Raw genomic sequence first — 26,543 nt, forward strand, 5'->3', positions numbered from 1 at the left:
ACCACGAAAGGTAGTGATTGCCAAACAATCTTGTTTAAATAACATTTATAGTAAGAGCATAATTACTTTCCATGGAACTATATAAATAGAAGAGATTTATAAATCCATTGAAAAACCGTTAAGAATTTTGGATCTAAGAAGCATTGCATCGCATGCTGATATATGCTATTGGAGACACTTTATTAATTTGGATGAAAAGAAAAAAAGCTATTATTATTGACGATGATGTTTCATGCCTCGATGTAATGCAATTTGTTGTCGAAGACCTTGGTTTAGAACCTTTTACTTTTACAACATGGAAATCAGACACTATACAGGAGATAATTGATATTGCACCTGATATTATTATTCTGGATGAGTGGTTAATTGGAGTAAAAGGTAGTGAACTGTGTATTATATTAAAATCGGTGAACCAGTTAAGAAGAATACCGGTGATACTTGTTTCTGGCACAGATGGATTAGCAGAAATCGCAAGAAGATCCTGTGCTGACGGGTTTATCGAAAAACCTTTTGACATAAGTGATCTTGAAAAAATGATTCTGGGTATCCAGAACTGAAAGACTATTAAACACCCCTTATAGTTATTCAGGATACTCGAATTCGGCAAAAACTTTCTTTTGTCATGATATTTCCATCTAAAAATAATTCTTTCGCTGCATCTATCAAATCCTGCTGATAATCCTTATTTTTGCACCTCAATTTACAAAACATGATTACAGTATCAAATCTATCTCTTCGTTACGGAAAACGCACTCTGTTTGAAGAAGTTAACTTAAAATTCACTCCTGGCAACTGTTACGGTGTGATTGGTGCAAATGGCGCCGGTAAGTCTACTTTTCTCAAAATCCTTTCGGGAGAAATTGATCCGAGCAGTGGTTCTGTAAGTTTTACCCCTGGTGAACGGATGGCGGTATTATCGCAAAATCATTATGCATTTGATGAATATCCGGTTATTGAAACCGTACTTCAGGGTCATAAGGAGCTATTTAGCGTAATGAAAGAGAAAGATGCTTTATACGCTAAAGAAGATTTCACTGAAAAAGACGGCGAACGCGCAGGCGAGCTGGAAAATATATTTGCCGAGATGGATGGCTGGAACGCAGAGAATAATGCTGCAACCATGCTTAGCAATCTTGGAATAAAAGAAGAATTACACTACAAGCTTCTTAAGGAGCTGGATGGTAATCAGAAAGTCAGGGTATTACTGGCGCAGGCGCTTTTTGGCAAACCGGATATTCTGTTACTCGATGAGCCTACCAACGACCTCGACATCCAAACAATTGCATGGCTGGAAGATTTCCTTGCGAGTTATGAAGGAATTATCCTTGTAGTATCTCACGACAGGCACTTTTTAGACACCGTTTGTACTCATGTTGTCGATATCGACTTTAGTAAAATTACAATTTACACAGGTAACTATACCTTCTGGTACGAATCCAGTCAGCTGGCTTCGCGTCAACGTTCAGATCAGAATAAGAAACTGGAAGATAAGGTTAAAGAACTTCAGGAATTCATCCGCCGCTTTAGTGCAAATGCTTCAAAATCTAAACAAGCAACCAGTCGTAAAAAAGCCCTGGATAAAATCAATCTTGAAGAAATTAAACCATCAAACAGAAAATATCCTGCAATTCTTTTCAATCACCAGGGACGTGAGGCTGGAGATCAGATTCTTCAGGCTGAAGGCTTAAGAAAAGAACTTAATGGAGAACTTTTGTTTTCCAATATTAACTTCATGGTTAATAAAGGCGATAAAATTGCTATCCTCTCCGAGAACAGTTTGGCTACAACTGCTTTCTATGATATTTTAGCCGGCAGAGATAAAGACTTTAAAGGAGATTTTAAGTGGGGCGTTACCATTAACATCGCGGATATCCCAAATGATAATTCATCTTATTTTCAGGGTAAAAATGAAAACCTGATCGATTGGTTAAGAGAATATTCTCCGGCTGATAAAGACGAACAATTTATCAGAAGTTTTCTGGGCCGGATGTTATTTTCCGGAGAAGAAGTTTTAAAGAAAAGCTCCGTTCTTTCTGGAGGAGAGAAAATGCGTTGCATGTTCTCACGCATGATGCTTCAGCAAGCAAACGTTCTTCTATTTGATGAGCCAACCAATCACCTTGATCTCGAATCAATTACAGCTCTTAACAATGGAATGAAAGATTTCAGAGGCGTGATATTATTCACTTCGCGAGATCATGAGCTTACAGAAACTGTTGCTAACCGGATTATTGAAATCACTCCGGGTGGAATAATTGACAAGTTAATGTCTTATGATGAGTACATAAACAGTGATGTTGTAAAACAACAGAGAGAAGAATTATATAGCATGGCTTAAAATTTGATTAACCAGATAATCTAAAGGGTTATCTGGTTAATTCCATGTTCATCTGCCGCAAAATGTCTGCGCTTTTCGCAACGTTCACACCTCAATTCTTCAGAAAAACATCGTAAGCAAACCTCAATATCGTTCCGAATACTACTACTAAAAAAAACAACCTTATAAATTTATTTCCTTTTAGTAGTGCGAGGCGGGTTCCGAGGTAAGAACCACATAGATTAAATACTGCCATTGGAATAGCATATTGATACAATATGTGTCCTGTACCGGCAAAGTAAATAAGGGCGGCCAGATTGGTGGCCACATTTACATATTTTGCATGAGCGCTGGCGTGCAGGAAATCGTTCCCTAAGACGGCAATAAAAACGAGGATTAAAAACGTCCCCGTTCCCGGTCCAATTAATCCGTCGTAAAATCCTATTGTAAAACCAGAGATTATTCCAAGAAACAGCTGTTTCAAATGGGAATAATTAGTGTCTTTCTTTAGTCCAAAGTTCTTACTCCAATAGGTATAACTAGCTACAGCCACCAGCAACACCAGTATTACAGACTTTATTTGGGTACTGCTTATTATTGTTATTGCGAAGGCTCCCAGAACAGCGCCCAAAAATGCGGCTGGTAGAATGGCAGATAGAAGTTTCCAGTTAATATCTACATTTCTTGAATACTTATAACCAGCAAAAGCGGTACCTGTTATAGACGGAATTTTAGTAGTGCCAAACAAAGTAGCTACAGGATACTGCGGAAGAATAATCAGCATAGCCGGTGTTTGAAGCAAACCACCGCCTCCTACAATTGAATCAATAAATCCCGCAAAGAATGACACAAAACAAAGAAGTAATAATTCGACACTCATAGAAATCCAGATTACATCAAAAATAACATCAATAGTTGTTTTGGTAACATTTTACATATTAATTCAGTATTAAGCTAAATGCGATTATAATTTTTCTTTAATTAGTTTATAATAAACAAAATTCAGGTTTCAATCCGTTAAAGGCTCAAAAAAATTAAATAGATGGATATAAAGGAATTTAGCTTAGGTAACCTCATTAAAATCAGCCCCAGAGAAAACGAAGAGGGCGTTATATTTCTTACAGATATTCAACATGCCAGCATTATTGGTGAGATGCTCGTACCAAGACGAGGTTATCATTTCAGGATAAAATTTGATGAAATGTTACCTCTTGAACTTTCCGAAAAGTGGCTAGAATTCTTGGGGTTTAACAAAAGCGCCGGGGAGAATGAGATCTGGACAGACTCAAAAAACTTCGTTCGGTTTAAATTATCAAATTTCGAAAGCGGTTTTTTGGAAGACAACAAAATCGCCGTCGTAATTGATTCCATCCATCAATTACAGAATGTATATTTTACCCTTACAGGTGAAGATTTAAAGGCTGAGCCTTTAAACTCGAATTAAAACTAAAATTGAAGATCCTTCTTCATGATCCAGTCAACATGCGTTTCCTCACCGAAAATAAAAATTTTTGATCCGCATTTTTTAAAGCCCCATTTAGTGTAAAAATCAATCGCTTGCTCATTTTCGTTCCATAAGGATAGCCATAAAATTTCTTTTTCCTTTAGTCTGGCCTCCGAAATGCATTCTTTCATTAAAGCATTCCCGACACCTGTTCCCTTAAAGGTACTATCAACGTATAATCGGGATAGCTCCATGCCTCTCAGAACCGAATTTATCTCAGGAGGATTTTGCGCTTCACGGATCACACCATAACCGAGAAGGACACCGGTTCTGTACGCAAGAAGTATGGTAATATGTCTTCGGCTTACTTCAGACACCAAGTCATTTACTGAGAAGTGAAGTTGTAAAAACTTTTCGATATTTCTTTTTTTGTTATGCGATCCATAACTTTCTAAAAATGTCTTCCTGCTGAAATAAGCAATCATAGCAGCATCTTCAGGCTCACCCTCACGGATAGTTATCTCATCGTCTTTCTTAGACACCAAACTTTCTATATTCAAGATCTCTACTACGGTAAAATAATATAATAGTTAGGATAAATATTATATTATAATCTAAACTATTTCAATATACCGATTATACATTAAAAAGAAAACCTATAACCTGAAACCCAACATACTCGCATAATCTACTATAGTGCAAATGATATCAGGCTGTTTTTTTATGTTTTTTTTCTTCTGCCAATTCAAGTTCCTGCTTATTTGCCTGGGGTTCTTCCTGTTCAAGAGATGCAATTTCCTCGAACTGCAATTTCACGTACATAGGAAAATGATCCGAGCCTGCTGCATCTAATTTTTTAATATAAATCAACTTAAAATCTGTTGAACAAAATACATGATCGAGCGGAAAACGCATAAAATGATGCTGAGCATGAAATGTATTAAAAAAGCCCCTTCCTTTCCGGGGATCTAATAAACCACTGGTTTTACAGAACAAGGACGTCGTATAGCTCCAGGCTACATCATTTAAATCGCCCATTACAATAACCGGAAGCTTATTATCCTTCGCCATATCGGCAATAAGCAATAACTCTTTATCCCTTTCGGTAGAGCGCGGATTTTCCTGTGGTACGGGAGGAGTTGGATGTACACAATACAACTGAACCTTCTGACCACAGTCCAATACAGCAATTGTATGAATAGATGGTATATCTTTTTCCACTAAAAATTTAACCTTTGAATCGATCAGTTCAAACTTGGAATAGAGAAGCATCCCATAAGTATTTTCCTGAGGCACCTTCACATGGTAGGGATAGTTCTCAATTAGTTCTGCAGTTGCCTTTTCCCACCACTTATCGGTTTCTAAAAGCAAAACAACATCAGGATCTGCATTGTAAATATTGGCCAGATAAGCTTTCGCCTGATGATTATATTGTAACACATTACCAGTCATTAAAGCTATACATTGCTCAGGAATATTTGATTTTACATGAAGTACTTCCTTCCTGCTTAAAACAGTAAAAGGGTATATCTGGTAAAAAAGGTAGCCAAGATTCGCGAATAAAAACGCACTTATTGTATAGATTGTATTATCAGGCGATTTAACAACTAAGAACCCAGCCACAAGAAAAAGGAATAAGCAAATTAATAATTTCTGAAAACGAGGATACTCAAATACTCTGAATACCCAGTAATCGTTCCTGATCAATGGAATGAGGGACACAAGAATGAATAATACACTTAAAACTTCTACTAGAATTTTCAGTTCTGCCATTAAAATAAAGCTTTAAGTAGTAACAAAAAAACACAGAATGTGTGTTAATTCGGAATTGATATTAGTTAAATTTCAATCAATCTTTGACTGTTTATGAAAATATATTCTGAAGAAGCTTTCATACGCTCAAATACATGGTTTAAATGAATAGCATATTTTAAAGCCTCTTCAGAATCTCTAAATAGGAGTATTAGTTACAACTTCAGTCTTTTTGGCCTCATACCGGGAGACTTATGACAATCCTGCACAAGCCGCCGGCAAAAGATAAAACGATTCCATTACACTAACTTGGCTTCTAAACTCATTGGAACAGCAGATAAAGCTCTGCTAACCGGGCAACCTGCTTTTGCTGCGTCAGCAAACTTTAAAAACTCCTCTTCGGAGATACCGGGTACAGAGCCTGTTAAATTTAACTGAATTGAAGTAATCGAAAAGCCGCCATCAGATGGCTCGATTTTCACACCTGCTTCAGTTTTTAATTCAGTCGGAGTAAAACCAGCTGCAGTTAACTGAAAGCTTAAAAACATAGTAAAACAACCTGCATGTGCGGCTGCAATAAGTTCTTCAGGGTTTGTACCGGCTTTGCCGTCTTCATTTTCGAAGCGCGCCGAAGCAGAATAAGGTGTATTGCTTAGAACTCCGCTTGTAGAAGTTAATGAACCTTTACCCTCTTTACCTGTACCATTCCATACAGCTGATGATTTTCGTATCATATTATAATTTAGTTTAAAAAGGAAATATATTGCTTTTTGAACAATATTCCAGCTTAGTGGTTTGAATTTAAAATAAATTAGTTAATTTCTTAAAGGCATGCAAAACAAGCAGATTTTTGATGAGAAAACCGAACTGGAAAGAAAGCTTGGCCTTACCGAAACACTCTCAATAGTTATCAACCGTATAATCGGCTCAGGAATATTCAGAACTCCCGCACCTATTATGTTTATTACTGCGTCCGTAAGCATGTTTTATGGTGTTTGGATATTGGGTGGAATTGCTACCATCCTGGGTGCTCTGTGTTATGCCGAACTGGTGGCAATGATGCCGCGCTCGGGCGGACCATATGTATTTCTTAAAGCGGCATATCCTCCAGTTATTACCTTCTTACGTGGCTGGGCTATGTTTTTCGTATCAGAGACGGGGGCGATTGCTGCCGTGGCACTATTTTTCTCGGAAAATGCATTATCGGCAATAAATGCTGAAATTGGGGGTTTACAGGAGGGGATTTTAGCAATAGTCCTTGTTTTCCTGCTCACAGCAGCGAATTCATTTGGAATACAATTGAGCGGAGTGTTTCAAAATATTTTTGGTTTCTTAAAAGTAGGCTTGCTTATATCCATCATTGCTTTAAGCGTGTCGCACGGAATTGAGAAGCAGAATTTTGCTGATGCTGTAGACAAACCATGGAGCTGGGCGGGTATCATCTCTATTTTTACAGCATTGAGATATGGCTTTTTTGCATACAGCGGCTGGGAAGGTGCAACCTACGTTGCAGAAGAAGTAAAAAATCCTAGAAAAAACCTGCCCCTGTCTCTCTTTTTTGGAATTGGAATAGTGATGCTTTTATATCTTTTAATCAATACAGCTTATCTCAATCTCTTAGGACCCGAAGTTATGGGAGCTTCCAAAGGTGTTGCAATTGATTCGATGAAAGTTGTTTTAGGCTCGGCCGGTGGCCTGCTGGTAGCCGCCGCCATAATGATAAGTACATTCGGGAATGTAAATACACAAATATTAGTTAAAAGCCGCACATGGTATGCTATGGCACGCGATAAATTATTTTTCAATGCGCTTTCGCGGATACATCCGAAATTTAAAACACCGAACTACTCTATGTTTGCGCAAGCCGGGTGGGCCTCAATTTTAATTCTCTTAGCAACATTTGCCGAAAGTGCATACGAAGCTGTAATTGATTATTTCTCTTTTACCTCTTCTGTGTTTAATGTATTAACCTTCGCTTCTGTATACTTTTTAAGAAAAAAATACCCTGACATATTAAGACCTTATAAAACCTGGGGCTATCCCATAACACTGATCATTGTACTCCTTATCCAGGCCACTTTTATGATTGTCACGCTCGTTACAGCTTTTATCCCTTCTTTACTTGGAATTGCGTTAACTCTTAGCGGTTTGGTGTACTACCATTTTTCAGTTCCCGAAGAAATGAAGCGCAGCTCTACCCAATTATAAAAACACATGAAAAATTCTGGTTAAGTTTTTTTTATACTGGAGAAGATTAAACTTTCAAGAAATGAAATGATTAAGGATTCATCCTTACTATGTCCGAAATCTGTCAGAGCAGGAAGATTTTGCATATAAAATTTCTGAGAATGTGCCATATCAATAATAGTGCTCGATAATGAAAATGGAAACCTGTAATCCGCATTATACTCTTCAACATATCCCGCAACCCGCGCACATAAATCTTTAAAAGGCTTAAAAAATCTGGCTTTATTATCTTCTGTTACATGTTTTGTAAGATATGATTTTGCTCCTTCAGCCATTACTATTTCATACAAAAGCTTTTCATCAATATATGTCGTTGTCATATCATCCTCCACCGGGGCAGAAAGTAGTCTTATCGCAATCTTTATTTTCTCTTCAGGATCTTTTATGTTATTCGTTTGAAATATCAAACGATATTCCTGCCAGCTCCAATACCAGTCTACTATATATAGAAGCAAACGATGCTTATTCTCAAAATAGCGATAGATACTTGCCTCAGCTGTGCCTATTTCAGCAGCCAACTTCTTAAACGTGAATACTTCAAAACCCATTTTATGGATAAGTACAATCCCATGTTGAATTATTTTTTTCCCTAATTCTGATTCCTCAGGATTACGCAAAAAAAGTTTCTCATTGATATTGAATTTTAAAGAAAGCTCCATATTCTGTTATAATGACACAAATGTAACTATATTTTTATTGATAGTAATACTATTATAATATATATTATTACTATGTTTGTCGAAACAATTTGTATCAATGAATGGAAAATCTATTCAAAAACATTAAAAACGGCTTACCGGCTAGTATTGTCGTGTTCTTTGTGGCAGTACCCATTGGCATAGAAGTAGAAACAATAGGCTTAAATTAAATAACCAGCGAAAACAAAATGAAAACATTAACAAAAGAAATGCAGGCATCATTAACGCCGCAAAAAGCAACAGAACTTTTAATTGATGGGAATAAACGGTTCGTAAACAATTTAAAATACAATCGCAACTTATTGCAGCAGGTAAACGAAACCTCCGGCGGACAACATCCTTTTGCCATAGTTTTGAGTTGTATTGATTCACGCACTTCGGCAGAATTAATTTTTGATCAGGGACTGGGAGACATTTTCAGTGCGAGAATTGCCGGCAACATAGTAAATGAAGATATACTGGGAAGTATGGAATTTGCATGCAAAATTGCAGGAGCAAAGGTAATTGTAGTTCTTGGACATACCAAATGCGGTGCGGTAAAAGGTGCCTGTGATGATGTTAAATTAGACAATCTAACTATTTTGCTGGAAAAGCTTAAACCAGCCGTAAATGCTGAAACAACAGTATCAAATAACCGTAATTCGGCCAATTCAGAGTTCGTGGAAAAAGTCGCGGCGCTCAATGTCAAACTGACCATGGAAAAAATAAAGGAGAAAAGCCCTCTGCTAAACAAAATGATTGAAGAGAATGAAATTGCCCTTATTGGAGGAATGTATAATGTAGACACAGGAATTGTTGAATTTTATGACCCATATAATGCTGTGAACCCAGTAAAGGTCGAAACAGAGGTTAATTGAAATGACTTTATTAAAATGACATTAAGAAAAGCTCATGTAAAATCATCCCTTAAAAAGATTCTGATGATAGGATTTCTTTCATCAGGTCTTTCTGCATTCTCGCAAGGCAAAACTATCCCCAATATTGGAAACTGGACCATGTTTTTCGGACAAGTACGCTTCCATGATAAATGGAGTATTCATGCAGAAGTTCAAAATCGTGACTTTGGAATTATTTCGGAACCCGAACAGATTTTATTGCGCAGTGGCATTAACTATCATCTTTCCAAAAATGCAATAGTTACAGCAGGTTATGGCCTGATTACAAACTATGCATTTGATGAGGAAACCTTTCAGTCCCCATCGGTATCCGAGAACCGCGGCTGGCAACAAATTCTACTTCGAAATAACCTTGGCAGATGTTTTTTTGAGCATCGCTATCGTCTTGAACAAAGATGGATAGAATCAAAGGATAACAAGCGATACCTGGACAGGATAAGGTACCTGATGCGGGTTTCAGTTCCACTTAACTCTAAAATAATAGAGAAAAATACTATTTTTCTAAGTTTTTATGACGAGGCGTTCATTCATCTTTCTTCCACACCTTTCGATAGAAACCGATTATATGGAGCTTTCGCCTGGCAAATTGCGCCAAACGCGAATATTCAACTCGGGTATCTGGCTCAAACAGTGAATAATAACACAAAAAGCTATTTGCAAACAGCCGTAAATTATACACTTGACCTAAGAAAAAATGAATAGAATTCAGTAACACCAGGCAAAACCAGTTAGCCCACTGCGAACTTATTTTTTCATAGTTTTTAAAGGCGTCAGCAAATACTCGAGACCGTTTAATTTAATTTCATACATAGTAGCAAGAAGGATTCCCAGCTTACCAGCCGGGAATCCTTTTTGATGAAACCATACGAGATAGCTTTCCGGGAGGTTACAGATCAAACTTCCCTCATATTTTCCAAAAGGCATTTTCATGCTCACTAATTGCATCAGAATTTCCGGATCCATCCTCAAACTTACATAAAATCATTTTTTTAAGATCTTCAATAAGGATCCTCTAATTATCTTCTGATATATTTTTATTATAATTTACTGAAATATCTGGACGCCAGTTGAGAATCATGACCATAAATATCTTCGTAAAACTGTACATGTCCGCTCGCATCAGCCTTGGCTGTAAAATACAGAAGATATACAGGTAATTTTTCTTTTACCGGAACATATTTTTCCTTCCTTGTACTAATTTGATTCATAATATTAGACTGATCCCAACCAGAGACATTTCTCAATAAATATGTTGCCAGCTCCAGAGGTCTTTCCACCCTCACGCATCCATGACTGAAACCACGTTTAGCCTGACTAAATAATTCATCATGTGGCGTATCGTGCAGGTAAATATTATTCTCGTTAGGGAATATGAATTTCACATCTCCCAGATCATTTTTGGGGCCTGGCCTTCTTCTCACAATATAGCCAAATCCATCCGTCCCCGCCTGACTCCAGTCTACAGACGAAGCACTTACCGGACTACCTTTATCAGTAACAACCTCCATGTCCATCCTGTCAAGAAATCCGGGATCGCTCATAGCTTTCGGCGCGATTTCATCCCGCAAGATGTTCGGAGGAATGTTCCAGTAAGGTGATAACACCACATATTCAAGCCTGTCACTGAAAATAGGAGTTTCATGAAGTGTTTTCCCTACAATTACGTTCATGCTCATTACTTCCTTAGAGTTTTCAATCACATGCAGCTTGTATTCCGGAATATTCACAAAAAGGTAACTTGGCTCAAAGCTTTTTGGAATCCAGCGCCATCTTTCCATATTAATAATAATCTGGCGGATTCGATTTTGAACAGGAACATTTAAAAGTTTGACGGTAGAAGGGCCAATATTCCCATCCGGATTCTGCCCGTGAAGCACCTGAAACTTCTTTACTGCGCTAACCAGATTGGGCCCATATACAGTACTATCTGCTGAAACGGCGGAATCTTGATCTTTAGGTAGGAAATCCTGAAGCCTCTTGTTAAGTACGGCAACAACAGGAGAACTTTGTCCGGATTTCAGCCTGGTATTTTCCGGTATAACCGGCCACCCTCCTGCTTTTTGAATCTGCCGATAATGTGCCAACGCCTTTTTCAGATTAGAGTATTCCGGGTGTAAAGGCTGAAATTCCGCATAAGGGTATTTACTTTTTCTCGCCCCTAATAAAGTAAGCAATGCCTTATGAAGCTTAATTTTATTCCGTTTCACATCCCATTCAACCCCTTTATTCTCCCGCGGCACAACAAGCCCGCGGTAATAGTCATCAGCAAAGTTAAAATAGGTTGCAGACAAGGCAATATCTAATTTCTTCTCCAGGTCATTAAATTTCGCTGTATCTTTTTTGGCCTCATCAAGCTCTTTGAGTTTTTCGTCCAGGTTAAAAAGCTGATAGTCTTTCGGGTCTAAACCCTCTTCATCCGATTTATTAATAACACTGAACATTTTTTTAGCCTGTGGAACAAGCTCGTGGTTTTTGAACCAGCCCAGGGTGAATTTCCTTTCCTTATAGAATTTTTTTGCCCAGTCAAGGTGCTCTTTAAATTCCGGATCAGATTTCATGTAATTGGTAATGTATACACTATCCAAAGTGGGCTGATCGCCCAATGTTACCTTGTTTTTACAGCTGCTGACGGCAAGGAAAAGAAAAATGAATGCGATAATATAAAAACCTTTATTTGAAAATCCGGTCACTTTACCTAACAGTTTTGTACTCATTTTGAATATTTGTTAATTATTGATTAAACGTTTAAAAGGATTAATGTTTTTAATCCGATACTTATTTCTTATACTTTTATCTTGCAAAAAGGATAATTATGGATGTTTTCGGAAGTGCCTTAGTTGATCAGTTCAATAATGATGCCGCAGAGATTCTATGGTTGCATAATTCGTATGATGAACCGGAAGAAATGCCTGTTGATATCTTTTTCAGGAACGAATCAGAAATGCCTGATTTGGAACTATTCGCACTAAAACAATGCAAAGGCAAAATCCTCGATATAGGAGCTGGAGTTGGCAGTCATTCATTAATACTTCAGCGAAAGGGTTTTGAAGTTGCAGCTCTCGAACTTTCGTCACTGGCCTGCTCCATTATGAAACAAAGGGGTGTAAAACATATAATAAATAACGACATCTTCTCCTATCAGGAAGAAAAATTCGATACCCTCCTATTATTAATGAACGGAATCGGAATTGCGGGAAACATGAAAAAAATCCCTGTATTTCTTGAGCAGTGTAAGAAATTATTGAAGGAAGGAGGTCAGATAATTTTTGATTCATCAGACATATCTTATTTATATGAAGGAAACAACCTTCCCGAAGAAAATTATTTTGGCGAAGTTTCATATCAATACGAATACAAGGGTGTAAAAGGTGAATGGTTCGACTGGGTATATATTGACAAAAATCTTCTGACCAGCATTGCCAAGCAATTCGGGTTTATTTGTGAGATTATTTTTGAAGATGGACACGATCAATATCTGGCAAAATTTACTCCTCAAATTAAATACGATTTTTTGTAACCTTTTTGCCGTTTTTACGATAAAGAAAGAGTTAACTCTAATTCTATCTTAAACAATCTCTCAATATGAAAATACTTATAGCAGATGATGATCTTTTGATGCTAAGAACACTTGAATTCAGGCTAAAGAAAGACGGTCATACGGTTTTTTCGACAAGAGATGGAAGAGAGGCCTTATCCCAAATTGAACAAATAGGGCCAGATCTAATTATCACAGATTTAATGATGCCCTTTACATCCGGAATGGAAATAGTTGGCTTTGTCAGACAAATGGATGGTAAAAGAATACCCATAATTATTCTATCTGCTATGGGTCAGGAGAATGTGGTTCTTGAAGCGTTTCAGCTTGGTGCCGATGATTATTTAACTAAACCATTTAGTCCGAATGAGTTATCTGTAAGGGTACGCCGATTTATGGCCTAAATTTTGAATGATAACACCCGCTCATCTTCTTTTCATAACAATCTTTCTCACAGCTTTAATGCTGGTGCTTTTAGTTATAATATCCTTCACCTTACTGATTAAAAATAAAGGAACCAAGGAAAAAAACATATGGTTGCCTAAGGTAAATTTGCTCATTACCAAAGCAATCTTTTTTGAAGCAGAAGATGAAAGCGCCCAGCTGATACCAATACCCCCAAGGATAAAAAAACTGCTTACTAATCAACGCTTCAGACAGCTATTGATAGATGAGCTTGTTATAAGCAGTAAAAATCTGGCTGGAGTTGCCTCAGAAAATCTTTTAAAGCTTTATTCTCAACTTGAATTGTATAAAGACTCTGAAAAGAACTTAAATCATTTCAGCTGGTATAAAAAAGTCAAAGCCATCCAGGAACTTTCGGCCATGAAGCTTGTGGGGTTTTCCAATACACTTTATGAATTAACCAATCATAAAAATGAATTCATCCGGATGGAAGCCCAAACAAGTATTGTAAAATTTCATGGCTTTGAAGGTCTAAGCTTTTTGAATGAAATCAGGTATCCAATTTCAGAATGGCATCAGATTCATTTATTAAAAGAACTATCAGCTGTTTCATCAAGCGATTTTAAAGGTATTGAAGCATGGTTAAAATCACCGAACGATTCGGTGATAATTTTTGCGTTAAAGCTTTCAGCTTCCTACCACCAATTTCACGTATATGATCAAATTATAGGGTGCTTAACGCATTTCAACCCCAAGGTTCGTTTACAGGCAATTAATTGCCTTAAAGAAATCTACGAAGATACTACCGCCTTGCATTTGATGAAGATTTATATAAATGAAGCCAAAACACACCAGCTTGCCATACTATCAGCTCTTCGTGAAATAGCCTCACATCAAAGTACATCCTTCCTGCAAAAACAATTAAATTCAGGAGATAATCAAATAAAATTAGCAGCAGCGCGTGCTCTCCTTAACTGTGGCGAAGAAGGTCTTAAAATCATTGACAAGCATCCCGGCGCTTCTCAGTATCCATTAAATGAGATTTTTAAGCAAATTAAAATGGAAAGTAAAAAATGAACTGGATGGACATCATTCTGGATGTATTGGTAGGAATGCTGCTATTATATTCAATAACATTATTGCTTGCCTATATCTGTATTGGACTCTATTCAATTGTTGCTGTACGAGAGTATATCAATAAAAACAGTTTTTCCGATTACCGTATTCTGGCTGTCTCTCCAGAAGCTCCCTCAATGAGCATTCTTGCACCCGCATATAATGAAGGTACAACCGTTGTAGAAAATGCCCGTTCACTGCTCTCCATACATTATAACAATCTTGAAGTAATTATTATAAATGACGGAAGTAAGGATAATTGCCTGCAAAAGCTGATAGATAATTTCGATTTGCAGAAAGTAGATTTCTTTTATAATGAACAGATTCCTACTAAAAAAGTACGTGGAGTTTATAAAAGTAAAAATAAGGTTTACCATAAACTGGTTGTAGTCGATAAAGAGAATGGCGGCAAAGCCGATGCACTGAATGTTGGAATTAACATATCCTCAAATGATTACATTGTATGTATTGATGTAGACTGCATACTTGAACAGGATGCACTTTTAAAACTGGCAAAACCTTTTTTAGAAACTACAAAAAAACGGGTTATTGCTACGGGAGGCGTGGTAAGAATTGCGAATGGGTGTGAAATTGAGGATGGCCGGTTAATCAAGGTAAATTTGGCTAAGGGTTTTTTGCCTCGCATGCAAACCTTGGAATACATAAGGGCATTCTTACTCGGAAGAATGGCCTGGAGCCGCATAAACGGATTATTATTAATATCAGGAGCTTTCGGTGCTTTCGACAAAGAAATTGCTATAAATTGTGGTGGGTACAACCATAAAACAGTGGGCGAAGATATGGAGTTGGTGGTTAGAATGCGCCGGTATATGGAGGAGCAAAAAGTACCGTACCGTGTAACTTTCATTCCAGATCCCCTGTGCTGGACTGAAGCCCCTTCATCCTTTAAAATTCTGGGAAGACAACGAAATCGCTGGACCCGGGGAACCATTGAGACTCTCCTTTTTCACAAAAAAATGTTCTTTAATCCGAATTATGGTTTAATTGGAATGTTAAGCTATCCGTATTGGTTCTTTTTTGAATTTCTTGCTCCTATTATCGAGTTCTTTGGATTTATTACATTTCTATTTCTTGCTTTATTTGGAGAAACAGACTGGAAAAACTTCTTTTACCTGCTTAGTTTCATTTTAAGCTTTGGATTTTTGTACTCTGTTTTTGCCATCCTGATGGAAGTTATTACCTATAATCAGTATAAAAACCCGAAAGACATCTTTAAATTAATACTTACAGCATTGCTAGAGCCCTTTATATTTCACCCTTTTGTAGTATGGTCAGCAATCGAAGGCAATGTTGATTTTTTACAAAAGAAAAGTGCCTGGGGAGAGATGACAAGGCAGGGCTTTTCGGCTAAACAGCATGGAACCGAAACCACAGTTGCTGCAGCCGGGCCGGTAATTATTGCGGATAAAAATATTGAGGATATTCGGCCTGCCGGCTTATTAGATAAATGGCTTGAAGCTACACAGACTTTTGCGGCATTATCCGTTAGCTGGCTAGTTATTGCACTTCTTTTTGCACTTTTTGAAGTAATCTATTTGGGTTTCCTGTATGAGTATCCTGAAGATATCTCAAAAATGATTCCGGCCGCTTTTCGAAACGCAGCTTTGTTTTGGTTAAAGTATAATATAGTGATATATGCTGTATATATATGTACATACCAAATTTCTAAAACAGTTGCCAGAGCCTTATTTTCTGGCACTATAATCTTTTTGGGAATAGTTCAAATTCTCTTAATAGAATTTTTTACTGAATCACTTCGTCCTTTAGGGGCCGACTTATACGGGTATAGTATTAAAGATATAGAACACATTATTGGGACTTCAGGAAAGATCAACATAATAAAGATCGTCAATTTAATTTTTGCAGTAGTCGTTACTACCGGCATTATGATTGGGTTTCCTGAACGGATCAAACTGCACTCCTACCTTGCTGCATTATTACCCATTGCATCGCTGGCACTTATTCTTTTAGGCACGTCTTCATTTCGATTACCACCATTTAAATCTGAATTTGCAAATATTATCACCTTAAATAAATCCGATTTTTTTTTATCTGAAACTTTCCGCCACTTCTTTTCAGCCGATACGCAGAATGAAGACGTGGATAAATAGTGAGCCTTAGAAACCTTCACAAGTATCCATTTATACAAACAAATCAGTAAAAACAGCATCTTAAAAAATGAAACATTCTTGATGTTATCATCAAATGTTGAGAGGATATCCTTACTGAGGCGACATTAATTCTCAGATATACGATTCGCTAATAACAAAAAAAGCACCCGCTGTTTGCGAATGCTTTAATTAATAAGGAACAAAATCTATCTAGTAAGAATTTACTCTTCTTCTTTGTTTTGATGATGGCTTAGCAGATGAAGGTCTTCCCTGAGGCTTTTTACCCTGACCTGCAGCTGTACCAGAAAACGTTCTTAGTGGTAAATGATATGGATGATCTTCCACCAATGGTATCGCCTGGGCAGTGAGCTTCTCAATATCCTTTAAGAAGGGTTGCTCTTCGAATTCACAAAAAGACCATGCGGTTCCACTTGATCCTGCTCTTCCGGTACGGCCAATTCTGTGCACATACGTTTCCGGCTGATTGGGTAATTCAAAGTTTATGACATATTTAAGATCATCTACATCAATACCGCGCGCTGCGATATCAGTAGCCACTAGAATTCTTAATTGACCGGCCTTAAATCCGCTTAATGCCTTTTGTCTTGCATTCTGAGATTTATTTCCGTGGATTGCCTCTGCTGAAATATTAGCGCGGTTAAGCGATTTAACCAGTTTATCAGCACCATGCTTGGTTCTCGTAAATACTAAAACACTCGACATTGTCGCATCTTTTAAAAGATGAACCAATAAGGCCGATTTATCTTTCTTATCTAAGGTAAAAATACCTTGTGTTATTTTTTCAACCGTTGAGGAAACCGGGGTCACTTCTACTTTTATCGGGTTGTTTAAAATACTGTGCGCCAGCTTAGCAATTTCTGGGGGCATAGTTGCCGAAAAAAACAATGTTTGCCTTCTGTATGGAAGTTTCGCAATAATTTTCTTTACGTCATTAATAAAGCCCATATCGAGCATACGGTCTGCTTCATCAAGTACAAAAAGTTGAATATGCTGCAAATCAACTACTCTTTGTGTCATTAAGTCAAGTAAGCGACCCGGAGTAGCGACTAAAATATCCACACCATTTCTCAACTGATTAATTTGATGATGAGCAGAAACTCCGCCAAAAATCACCGCATGTTTCAGCGTAGTATGTTTTCCGTAAGAGGTAAAACTTTCTCCTATCTGAATTGCGAGTTCACGCGTTGGGCTTAGAATTAATGATTTCAGGCGCCGGGTACCAGACTGCTGATTAGATTTATCGGACAAAATCTGCAAAATTGGTAAAGCAAAAGCTGCCGTTTTTCCGGTTCCTGTCTGAGCACAACCTAATAAATCTTTTTTATTTAAAATTACAGGAATGGATTGCTCCTGAATCGGGGTAGGATGTGAATATCCTTCTGTCTTAAGGGCCTTTAACAAAGGCTCAATAAGATTTAATTTTTCAAATGACAAATTATTATGTATTTAAGTTAATTGCTTAACTACCAAATGATATAAATATACAAGGGGGAGTTAATTTGTATATCTCCTCATCCCTACGATGAGCTTTTAATAGATGAGTAAACAACTAATAGAGAATATCTGCAAAAATACGCTAAATTTTTCAAAACCAAGCATTTTGTTTTTCTCAGTCAAAACAAGAAAAAGCATTCACAAAAGCCTGTAATACTGTTACTTATGGATTATAATCTCTTTAAATAAAGAATTTAAACAAATCATTCTCGCCTCATTTATAAAAATAAAAACTATTTACACGATAATTCTTTAGAATGTAATTTTTTTTTACGTCATTTGTTCTGTTGTCTCCACGACAACGTTTTCATAGGTAGATGTAGGGTCAGGCTTTATGCTTGACCCTTTTTTTATTCCTGCCTGTTGAGCCGATCTCTTAAAAATATAATATCAGTATTACGGCTACCGACGCAGCAGTACTTATAAAATTCACGCTATTATTTTTCAAAAGACTACGTCTCTCTAAACTGGCACCTAAAATGGAATCTGAAAAATTTCCAATTGTTCCGGCAAGTATTATCCAATAAAACTCTCTTTCCCATCCTATGAATAAAACATACAGGGCGGCGATAATAACCGAACCCGCTATTCCAATCAGCGTTCCTTCAATGCTCACTACTCCATTCAACCCTTTAGCGTCTCTTTTAAAAGTTAGTATATTATAATATTTCTTTCCATATAAATTGCCAAGCTCTGACGAAAGTGTATCTGATGTAGCTGAGGAAAATACCGCGGCAATCATTAGCAAACACAAACTCCTATTTTCAGGAAAAATTAAGGAAACAAGGCCGATAATACCAGCCAGACCCGCATTAGCAAAGACTTGTCCCGCCGATCGCCTTCCCTGATTTTCTTCATGGATAGACATTTCCTTCTTCTCTTGAAATTTAAATGATGTTGCGGCGCTACCAAGTACAAAGAAGGCTGTCAGCAGAATCACTCCCACATATCCCGCGCCCGCATAAATACAGAATGTCAACATCCCGCCGGTTAAAGCTGCGTAAACAGTTAGTTTCCTGGTTTTAACACTGAGATACATTCCTGTTATTATAAAGGCACTTATTATGAAATGAAAAATAATCACGTAGCAGAATAAATCTAATTTAAATTTTCAGATGCCGCACATTAATCGCTTGATCAGGATTTTGCAGAATTTAATAATTTAAATTCTGTACAAAGTCATTAGTTAAGAACTGCGTGCATATTTTACAATAATAAAAAATGGAACCGGTATAGTATTAAGATCCGGGATATTATTCCTCCCCTTTGAATTTCAACCATTTAGCCTCAGCTATTTGAATTATACAGGCAAAATACTCTCCTAAAAACAAAAACTGAAAGTCATTTCTATTTATATGCGAGAAAAAGCATGAAAAATTTAAATTACCTGCCTATTTACCAAAAAACACGACGCATTTATATGCATTTTCTAAAAACAAATCAATTTTCGACACACAAACACCACCTATCATCGCTTATTACTTTGTAATTTTTCTATTTTTTGTATAAATATTTGAAAAGATCAGTTTTTACACACAGTAAAATCATATAAATATTGATATTTTAATAAAAATGATTCAAAAACTATGATTTATATCATATTATAAGGAGTAATTGTTTAAATTTGTTAGAAATCGACAGGTTATTTATTTAAAACAGACCCGTCGCCCATTAAAAAACAGTAATTGACACTAAAATTTTAAGTTATGCTGCAGGAAAAACCGATTATAGTAGTAGTAGGAAACGGAATGGTTAGTTATAAGTTCTGCGAAAAACTTATAGCCAAAACAGATGATTATAAATTAATTGTGTTTGGTGAAGAACCCAGACCTGCTTACGATCGTGTTCATCTAAGTGAATATTTTAACGGAAAGTCAGCGGAAGACCTTTCAATGTCTCCGGCCAACTGGTACGAGCAAAATAACATTCACCTACACCTCAATGATCCTGTACAAGAAATAAACCGGTCAAATAAGACCATACATTCACTTAAAGGCACCATTCAACGGTACGATTACCTGGTTCTTGCCACTGGTTCCTCTGCTTTCGTGCCTGATATCCCAGGAATAGAAAAAGAAGGAGTTTTTGTTTACCGCACAATTGAAGATCTGGAACTGATCAGCAGTTATGCTTCCAAAGCAAAGAATGGCGCAGTAATGGGTGGCGGCTTGCTCGGATTGGAAGCCGCTAAAGCTTTATTAGATTTAGGAATACAGGAAACACATGTAATTGAGTTTGCTCCAAGGTTAATGCCAAGACAAATTGATCTTGCAGGCAGCAGCATGCTGCAAATGAAACTTAAAGAACTTGGTTTACAAATACATTTAAATAAAAGCACTGCGAGAGTCGCTGGTGAGGGAAAAATTGAAGCATTAGAATTTACAGATGAGTCAACCTTAGCTGTAGACATGCTTGTAATATCAGCGGGAATAAGACCAAGAGATGAACTGGCTAAACTTTCGGGACTCGAGGTTGGCACCAGAGGAGGTATCATTGTAAATGATTACATGCAAACAAACGATGAAAACATTTTCGCTATAGGGGAATGCGCGTTACATAGCGGAATGATTTATGGTTTGGTAGCGCCGGGTTACGAAATGGCTGATGTTGTAGTTGCGAAGCTTTTAAAATCAGATAAAAGCTTCACGGGATTTGACATGAGCACCAAACTAAAGCTCATTGGAATTGATGTAGCAAGCTTTGGCGATCCATTTATCGATGATCCTGATTCTAAAGTTATTTTCTATGAAGACACCAATAAAGGAGTATATAAAAGAATTAACATTAGCAATGACGGATCTACACTGCTTGGGGGTATTCTAATTGGAGATGCCGACGACTACAATATCCTGTTACAAAATGTAAAAAATAAAATCACACTTCCAGCTAATCCTGAAGATTTGATTCTGGGATTGAGAAATGGTGCATCAAGCGATGGGTCGGGCATAATGAGTTTACCAGATGATGCAATGATCTGTTCTTGCGAATCGGTAAGCAAAGGTGCCATTTGTGACGCTGTTAAACTTGATAACATTACCACTTTAGACGGAATAAAAAAATGCACTAAAGCCGGAACCTGCTGCGGCGGCTGCGTTCCTTTGGTTAAGGATTTAATATCCGGAACCATGAAGGAAAGTGGAATATACATCAAAAACGTAATCTGCGAGCATTTCGATTACTCACGTCAGGAGCTGATTGATCTCATGAAAATGAACAATGTCCGCTCTTACGATGAAGCACTTGATCATTATGGAAAAGGAGATGGATGTGAAACGTGTAAACCGGCAGTAGCGAGTATCCTTTCCGGACTGTGGAATGATTTAATTGTCAGACAAGCCCCAATTCAGGATAGCAATGACCGCTATCTCGCCAATATTCAAAAAGGTGGAACCTACTCCGTTGTTCCCAGAATTCCCGGAGGAGAAATTACACCAGATAAACTGATTGTAATTGGTCAGGTTGCTAAAAAATATAATTTATACACCAAAATAACAGGCGGCCAACGTATTGATTTGTTTGGCGCTCACATGAACGACTTACCAGCTATCTGGGAAGAATTGATTGAGGCAGGCTTCGAAAGCGGACATGCATATGGCAAAGCCCTGAGAACAGTAAAAAGCTGTGTCGGAAGCACCTGGTGCCGTTTCGGATTACACGACAGCGTATCCTTTGCAATAGAAATTGAAGAGAGATATAAAGGCATCAGAGCGCCGCATAAACTCAAAGGAGGTGTCAGCGGATGTATCCGCGAATGCGCTGAGGCTCAGTCAAAAGATTTTGGAGTTATAGCTACAGATAAAGGATGGAACCTTTATGTATGCGGGAACGGGGGATCTAAACCGCAGCATGCTTTACTGCTTGCAAGCGATATAGACAAAGAAACACTCGTTAAATATCTCGACAGATTCTTAATGTTCTACATCAAAACAGCTGATCCGCTTACAAGAACCGCCACATGGCTTAATAAAATGGATGGCGGTCTAAGCTATCTTAAGAATGTAATCCTGAATGACAGCCTTGGTATTTGCGATCAGCTGGAAGAAGAAATGCAGGGATTGGTTGACAGCTTCCATTGCGAATGGAAAGAAGTTGTGCAAAATGAAGAATTACGCAAGCGCTTTGTACACTTTGTAAACGCTCCTGAGGAGAAAGACCCGTCTGTAAACTTTGACATGATGCGCGAACAAACGAAAGCAAAAGAGTGGTAAGCTCAATTACGCTAAACCTGGCTCAGTTTTAAATAACTGGGCCAATTAACATTGATTAATTAGTAAATAAGAGAATAATGGAAGTCACAACAGATACCCTAAAATGGATTTTAGCCTGCACCACTGCAGATGTACCCGAAAACGGTGGTGCCTGTGTAAAACATGGCGACGAGCAAATAGCTGTTTTTAATTTCACACGTCGTAACGAATGGTACGCAACTCAAAACATGTGCCCTCACAAACAACAAATGGCTATTGCAAGAGGAATGATAGGAAGTACAGGAGAAGAATGCGAACCTAAAGTAGCATGCCCTTTTCATAAAAAATCATTCTCGTTAATCACTGGCGAATGCTTAAGTGGTGAGGACTATGAAATAAAAACATATCCGGTAAGAGTTATCGATGATAAGGTCTACATCGGAATAAAAGAAACAGTTTAGTAATAGGCTGTTGTTGTTAAATAAAAGGTCCCCGGTAGAAATACCGGGGTTTTTTGTATCCCGTTCAGGTATATAACCTTCAAGAGATTTATTTCTGATAAGTCAAGCCTGCTAAAAACCTTTATATTCGCGAATTAGCCTTTATGGGCAAATTAAAAAACCATGCGTGATATCACCAGCAAACAAATAACACTACGTACTGCCAGAGCAGTGGCTATACTATTTTGCTCGCCAGATACTATTGAGTTGATTAAAAATGATCAGCTACCAAAAGGAAATTTATTTGACGTTGCCCGCGCAGCGGGTTTTATAGGTGCTAAACTTACTCCACAGCTTCTTCCTCATTGCCATCCTGTTACTATAGACGGAATGGATATGAGTTTTGAATTTATTGACAATAAAAAGCATGCGGAACTTTTCGGCGAAAGTATTTTATCAAGAACTGGAATTGTAATTCTGGGAAATGCGAAGTCAATCGGGCGAACCGGCATTGAAATGGAAATGCTTACAGCCGTTTCTGTGGCCGCCCTGGAAATCTATGACATGCTAAAACCGGTTGATACACAGCTGGAGATCGGCAATATTAAACTTTTAGAAAAAAAAGGCGGAAAAAGTGACAGAAAGAAGTTCTTTTCAACTTCACCATCCTGCGCTGTTTTAGTTTGTTCTGACTCAACGGCACAGGGTAAACGGGAAGATAACAGCGGTAAAGTAATTTGCGAGATGCTGGAAAATGTAAACGCATCTGTAATTCACTACGCCATCGTTCCGGATGAAAAAACTCAAATTCAGGAGCAGATAAAGAAATGGGTTGCTGAAGACATTCATTTTATTTTTACTACCGGAGGCACAGGATTGGGCCCGCGGGATAATACAGTTTCTGCTGTTAAAGACATTCTGGAACGGGATGCCGAAGGAATTATGGAAGCCATACGTTCATATGGTCAAATGCGCACTCCTCTGGCAATGATGAGCCGGGGCGTTGCAGGCTCCATTGCCCAAACATTAATAGTCACTTTGCCGGGAAGCAGCGATGGCGCAAGGGAATCAATGGAAGCTATTATACCAGCTGTTTTTCATGCACGCAAAATGATGAAGGGCGGCGGGCACTAGGAAACCCTGGTAAAGGCAATTAACATTCATCCCTATATACAATGATTACTTATCAGGAAGCGCAAAACATAATTGCATCGCAGGCAAAATCTTTCGGAATCGAGGTAATAGATCTTACTGAGGCAGATGGACGGGTTTTGGCTGAAGATATGTTTGCCGACAGGGACTATCCCCCATTCAATCGTTCTGCTATGGATGGCTATGCAATACGGCACGAAGACTGGATAAAGGGAACCAGACTTTTCGAAATACAAGAAGTAATATACGCCGGAAATATCCCCGAAGGAGAATTAAATCAGGCATCTGCTTTCAAGATAATGACAGGTGCTGCTGTTCCTTACCCTGCAAATACTGTTATTCGAAGAGAAGATTCCGTCGAATCGGGCAATAAGGTCTCATTCAATATCGACTCATTAAAAGAATTTAAAAACATTGCCAGAAAAGGCGAAGATTTAAAAAAGGCCGAATTAGCGATTGCTGCGAATAGCCTGTGCACCCCGGCGGTAATCGGCACCCTGGCAACCATTGGTAAATCGAAAGTCCCTGTTGAGGCACTCCCTAAAGTTGCATTATTTACAACGGGTAACGAAGTAAAGAACCTAAATGAAGAGGTTTCGGATGTAGAAATAAGGAACAGCAATTTTTACATGTTAAAATCTTTATTAAAAGGATGGCAAATCAAACCTCTTATATATAAACATTTAGCCGACAGCAAAACGGAGCTGAAAGACAGTATAGAAAAAGCGTTGCATTTAGATATCCTGATATTAAGTGGCGGTGTATCAGCGGGAGACGCCGACTTTGTTCCTGAAGTTTTAGAGAGCCTTGGTGTAAAAAAACTCTTTCACAAAGTAGCCATCAAACCCGGCAAGCCATTCTGGTGCGGAAAAATGCCAGAAGGCCCTATCGTATTTGCTTTACCGGGAAACCCATTTTCTTCGTTTGTGACTTTTAAACTCTTCATAGAGACTTTTTTAAGAAAATCAGCAGGATTACCTTCACAAATTCCTCTAAAAAGCTTTTTTCATGGAAAAAAAGACAAAAAAACTAACCTAGATGAGTTTTTTCCGGTTAAATTTTGCAATTCCGGTACAAAAGTAGAGGCAACCAAGTTAAATGGCTCCGGAGATATTAGGCTGGGCCTCGATGCAGATGCTCTTGGAATTCATCCTTCAGACATCGATCTGTTAATTGAAGGGCAAGAAATTCAATACTTTAAATTGTAGTTTCCTGCTATGATATATCTCAACCTTCAATTATATTCTACAAAACCACATTTTCTATAGGGAGAACAGACATTTGCTGCGTTAAGCTACCTAGTCTTACTTCATCAATAATTTCAATGCTCTTGCCTGACAATTTTATCATATTGTCATTTACCAAATCATTAATTATTCTGAAAACTGTTTCATAGGTTGCGCCTGCATAGGAGGCAAGATCCTGCCGGGTTAATTCAATATCTATAAACCCACGTTCATTTAAACCAAATTTCTCTTTCAATGAAATCAGAGCCTGCGCTACCCTTCCCTTGACAGGCATATGCGCAAGATTTCGCATTTTCCGTTCAGATTCTTGAAGTTCATCTGCAAAAAACATCATTAAAGAATATGCAAATTCATTATTTACTTTTAATGTGGCATTAAAAAACTCAATTTCAATAAAACAAACGATACAAGACTCAAGCGCTGTAGCCGAAACCGGGTATACTAAATTACTACCTAAACCCCTGTGACCAAAAATCGCTCCTTTCTTCGCAAAGCGAATAATTAGCTCTTTATCATTACCCCACTTCTTATGAACTTTTAGATTTCCCTGATAAACAAAATAAACTCCCTTTACAGGATCACCTTCTCTAAAAATCACCTCTCCTTTTTTAAACTGATAATTAGTTCTGTTCTGACCTAGAGCAGGTAACCATTCTTTCAAACAGGTTCTGCACATAAAACAGCTATTTAAATCGCAATCAACTTTGCTTTTTTTCATTCTATAATACTATTATTTAATCCCTACCCAAAATCTATATCCAAAAGAAGACATATGCTTTAAACCTATACTGATATCCAAAAACCGTATACAACAAAAAGTGATACAATATACGTGATTTACACCGTCGACATTACACAAAATGCCATTTTTTTTGACGAAAATTACAAAAACAGGATTTTTTTATGCGAAAATTGAAATTTACAGGACCTTTTTCCGCGAAATATCACATTTACACACCTACTTGAATTGTGAAATACTCAAAATTTGATATAATCAACTCTTTAAAATTAATATTTTACAAAATATTTCCCTTTTATATTACTCAAATCATATAAATTCACCTGATTCGTATTTTTTTTTCTGTTTTTATCTTAAATAAGATAAATTTATGGTGTAAAAGGAAGGAAAAAATGAAAAATTTAAAAAGAATAGCAAAAATCACTTTCCAAAACTCAACTATTAAGAAAGGCTTCATTATAAGCGCTATAGTTGGAAGCTTTTTAAATCTAATTAATCAGGGAAATTTATTTTTCACCAACCAACTTCCTGAGGTTTCAATTATGAAGATAGGATTAACCTATATCACCCCTTTTGTAGTTTCAGTATATAGTATTACTTCAACTAAACTTAAACAGGATTACACAATGAACAAACAGAATCAAATATAAAAAGAAACCCCACTGGGGAGGTCGAAGCTCCAGCGGGGATATAGTTCTAATTGCTTTTCACAAACTAAAAC

25 protein-coding genes are annotated in these 26,543 nt (G+C 37.5%); 15 read left to right on the plus strand and 10 right to left on the minus strand.

What is annotated here, in order from left to right; all coding sequences use genetic code 11:
* The first annotated feature begins 191 nt into the window (after positions 1-191).
* Both WG906_RS08215 and WG906_RS08220 read left to right on the plus strand, forming a co-directional pair.
* Positions 192-557, plus strand: a complete 366-nt coding sequence (locus WG906_RS08215; RefSeq protein WP_339992091.1) for a response regulator — start codon at positions 192-194, stop codon at positions 555-557.
* A 152-nt stretch (positions 558-709) separates the two neighbouring features.
* A complete protein-coding gene (locus WG906_RS08220) occupies positions 710-2,338 on the plus strand; it encodes an ABC-F family ATP-binding cassette domain-containing protein (RefSeq protein WP_339992092.1) in 1,629 nt (542 codons plus the stop codon).
* Positions 2,339-2,429: 91 nt separating this feature from the next.
* On the opposite strand, the gene WG906_RS08225 is transcribed toward WG906_RS08220, so the two are convergent.
* Positions 2,430-3,197, minus strand: coding sequence for a sulfite exporter TauE/SafE family protein (locus tag WG906_RS08225; protein WP_339992093.1), 768 nt, complete (start codon positions 3,195-3,197; stop codon positions 2,430-2,432).
* 162 nt (positions 3,198-3,359) lie between these two features.
* Between WG906_RS08225 and WG906_RS08230 the strand changes: the two genes are divergently transcribed.
* Positions 3,360-3,761, plus strand: coding sequence for a hypothetical protein (locus WG906_RS08230; RefSeq protein ID WP_339992094.1), 402 nt, complete (start codon positions 3,360-3,362; stop codon positions 3,759-3,761).
* Positions 3,762-3,763: 2 nt separating this feature from the next.
* On the opposite strand, the gene WG906_RS08235 is transcribed toward WG906_RS08230, so the two are convergent.
* From WG906_RS08235 to WG906_RS08245, 3 genes are all read right to left on the minus strand, one after another.
* Entirely contained in the window at positions 3,764-4,321 is a 558-nt protein-coding gene (locus tag WG906_RS08235) for a GNAT family N-acetyltransferase (RefSeq protein ID WP_339992095.1), read from the minus strand.
* Between the two features lie 148 nt (positions 4,322-4,469).
* Positions 4,470-5,534: an endonuclease/exonuclease/phosphatase family protein gene (locus WG906_RS08240; protein ID WP_339992096.1), complete on the minus strand. Its 1,065-nt coding sequence runs from the start codon at positions 5,532-5,534 to the stop codon at positions 4,470-4,472.
* 278 nt (positions 5,535-5,812) lie between these two features.
* The gene (locus tag WG906_RS08245; protein ID WP_339992097.1) at positions 5,813-6,247 is read right to left on the minus strand and encodes an OsmC family protein; all 435 of its coding nucleotides are present in this window, start codon (positions 6,245-6,247) and stop codon (positions 5,813-5,815) included.
* A gap of 97 nt (positions 6,248-6,344) precedes the next feature.
* Between WG906_RS08245 and WG906_RS08250 the strand changes: the two genes are divergently transcribed.
* The gene (locus WG906_RS08250) at positions 6,345-7,721 is read left to right on the plus strand and encodes an APC family permease (RefSeq protein ID WP_339992098.1); all 1,377 of its coding nucleotides are present in this window, start codon (positions 6,345-6,347) and stop codon (positions 7,719-7,721) included.
* Between the two features lie 20 nt (positions 7,722-7,741).
* Here WG906_RS08250 and WG906_RS08255 read toward each other — a convergent pair whose 3' ends face one another.
* Positions 7,742-8,419 carry a TetR/AcrR family transcriptional regulator gene (locus WG906_RS08255; RefSeq protein WP_339992099.1) on the minus strand — a complete coding sequence of 226 codons (678 nt, stop codon included), beginning with the start codon at positions 8,417-8,419 and terminating at the stop codon, positions 7,742-7,744.
* A gap of 227 nt (positions 8,420-8,646) precedes the next feature.
* Between WG906_RS08255 and WG906_RS08260 the strand changes: the two genes are divergently transcribed.
* Both WG906_RS08260 and WG906_RS08265 read left to right on the plus strand, forming a co-directional pair.
* Positions 8,647-9,315, plus strand: coding sequence for a carbonic anhydrase family protein (locus tag WG906_RS08260; protein WP_339992100.1), 669 nt, complete (start codon positions 8,647-8,649; stop codon positions 9,313-9,315).
* Between the two features lie 15 nt (positions 9,316-9,330).
* Entirely contained in the window at positions 9,331-10,056 is a 726-nt protein-coding gene (locus tag WG906_RS08265) for a DUF2490 domain-containing protein (RefSeq protein WP_339992101.1), read from the plus strand.
* 42 nt (positions 10,057-10,098) lie between these two features.
* On the opposite strand, the gene WG906_RS08270 is transcribed toward WG906_RS08265, so the two are convergent.
* Positions 10,099-10,317 carry a DUF3820 family protein gene (locus WG906_RS08270; RefSeq protein WP_339992102.1) on the minus strand — a complete coding sequence of 73 codons (219 nt, stop codon included), beginning with the start codon at positions 10,315-10,317 and terminating at the stop codon, positions 10,099-10,101.
* A gap of 74 nt (positions 10,318-10,391) precedes the next feature.
* Positions 10,392-12,068, minus strand: a complete 1,677-nt coding sequence (locus tag WG906_RS08275; protein ID WP_339992103.1) for a L,D-transpeptidase family protein — start codon at positions 12,066-12,068, stop codon at positions 10,392-10,394.
* Positions 12,069-12,166: 98 nt separating this feature from the next.
* Between WG906_RS08275 and WG906_RS08280 the strand changes: the two genes are divergently transcribed.
* From WG906_RS08280 to WG906_RS08295, 4 genes are all read left to right on the plus strand, one after another.
* A complete protein-coding gene (locus WG906_RS08280) occupies positions 12,167-12,871 on the plus strand; it encodes a class I SAM-dependent methyltransferase (RefSeq protein WP_339992104.1) in 705 nt (234 codons plus the stop codon).
* 65 nt (positions 12,872-12,936) lie between these two features.
* On the plus strand, positions 12,937-13,293 hold the full coding sequence (locus WG906_RS08285) for a response regulator transcription factor (protein WP_339992105.1): 357 nt from the start codon (positions 12,937-12,939) through the stop codon (positions 13,291-13,293).
* Positions 13,294-13,300: 7 nt separating this feature from the next.
* Positions 13,301-14,371, plus strand: a complete 1,071-nt coding sequence (locus WG906_RS08290; protein ID WP_339992106.1) for a HEAT repeat domain-containing protein — start codon at positions 13,301-13,303, stop codon at positions 14,369-14,371.
* A complete protein-coding gene (locus WG906_RS08295; protein ID WP_339992107.1) occupies positions 14,368-16,542 on the plus strand; it encodes a glycosyltransferase family 2 protein in 2,175 nt (724 codons plus the stop codon). The genes WG906_RS08290 and WG906_RS08295 overlap by 4 nt, the downstream gene beginning before the upstream one ends.
* A 210-nt stretch (positions 16,543-16,752) precedes the next feature.
* On the opposite strand, the gene WG906_RS08300 is transcribed toward WG906_RS08295, so the two are convergent.
* Together WG906_RS08300 and WG906_RS08305 are read right to left on the minus strand one after the other, a co-directional pair.
* The gene (locus WG906_RS08300) at positions 16,753-17,997 is read right to left on the minus strand and encodes a DEAD/DEAH box helicase (protein ID WP_339992108.1); all 1,245 of its coding nucleotides are present in this window, start codon (positions 17,995-17,997) and stop codon (positions 16,753-16,755) included.
* 436 nt (positions 17,998-18,433) lie between these two features.
* Complete coding sequence (locus WG906_RS08305) at positions 18,434-19,096, minus strand: DUF92 domain-containing protein (RefSeq protein WP_339992109.1); 663 nt, start codon at positions 19,094-19,096, stop codon at positions 18,434-18,436.
* Positions 19,097-19,763: 667 nt separating this feature from the next.
* On the opposite strand from WG906_RS08305, the gene nirB reads away from it, so the two are divergent.
* The 4 genes from nirB (at position 19,764) to WG906_RS08325 (ending at position 25,044) form a co-directional block, all read left to right on the plus strand.
* The gene (gene nirB / locus WG906_RS08310; protein WP_339992110.1) at positions 19,764-22,265 is read left to right on the plus strand and encodes a nitrite reductase large subunit NirB; all 2,502 of its coding nucleotides are present in this window, start codon (positions 19,764-19,766) and stop codon (positions 22,263-22,265) included.
* 77 nt (positions 22,266-22,342) lie between these two features.
* Entirely contained in the window at positions 22,343-22,705 is a 363-nt protein-coding gene (gene nirD / locus WG906_RS08315; RefSeq protein WP_339992111.1) for a nitrite reductase small subunit NirD, read from the plus strand.
* Between the two features lie 162 nt (positions 22,706-22,867).
* The gene (gene moaCB / locus WG906_RS08320) at positions 22,868-23,818 is read left to right on the plus strand and encodes a bifunctional molybdenum cofactor biosynthesis protein MoaC/MoaB (protein ID WP_339992112.1); all 951 of its coding nucleotides are present in this window, start codon (positions 22,868-22,870) and stop codon (positions 23,816-23,818) included.
* Between the two features lie 41 nt (positions 23,819-23,859).
* Positions 23,860-25,044 (plus strand): molybdopterin molybdotransferase MoeA, encoded by a 1,185-nt coding sequence (locus WG906_RS08325; RefSeq protein ID WP_339992113.1) that lies wholly within the window; start codon positions 23,860-23,862, stop codon positions 25,042-25,044.
* Between the two features lie 37 nt (positions 25,045-25,081).
* On the opposite strand, the gene WG906_RS08330 is transcribed toward WG906_RS08325, so the two are convergent.
* Positions 25,082-25,801: a Crp/Fnr family transcriptional regulator gene (locus WG906_RS08330; protein ID WP_339992114.1), complete on the minus strand. Its 720-nt coding sequence runs from the start codon at positions 25,799-25,801 to the stop codon at positions 25,082-25,084.
* 413 nt (positions 25,802-26,214) lie between these two features.
* On the opposite strand from WG906_RS08330, the gene WG906_RS08335 reads away from it, so the two are divergent.
* Positions 26,215-26,472, plus strand: a complete 258-nt coding sequence (locus WG906_RS08335) for a hypothetical protein (protein WP_339992115.1) — start codon at positions 26,215-26,217, stop codon at positions 26,470-26,472.
* The last annotated feature ends 71 nt before the right edge of the window (positions 26,473-26,543 follow it).

The sequence above is a fragment of the Pedobacter superstes genome (assembly GCF_037622515.1).
Classification (GTDB): Bacteria; Bacteroidota; Bacteroidia; order Sphingobacteriales; family Sphingobacteriaceae; genus Paradesertivirga; species Paradesertivirga superstes.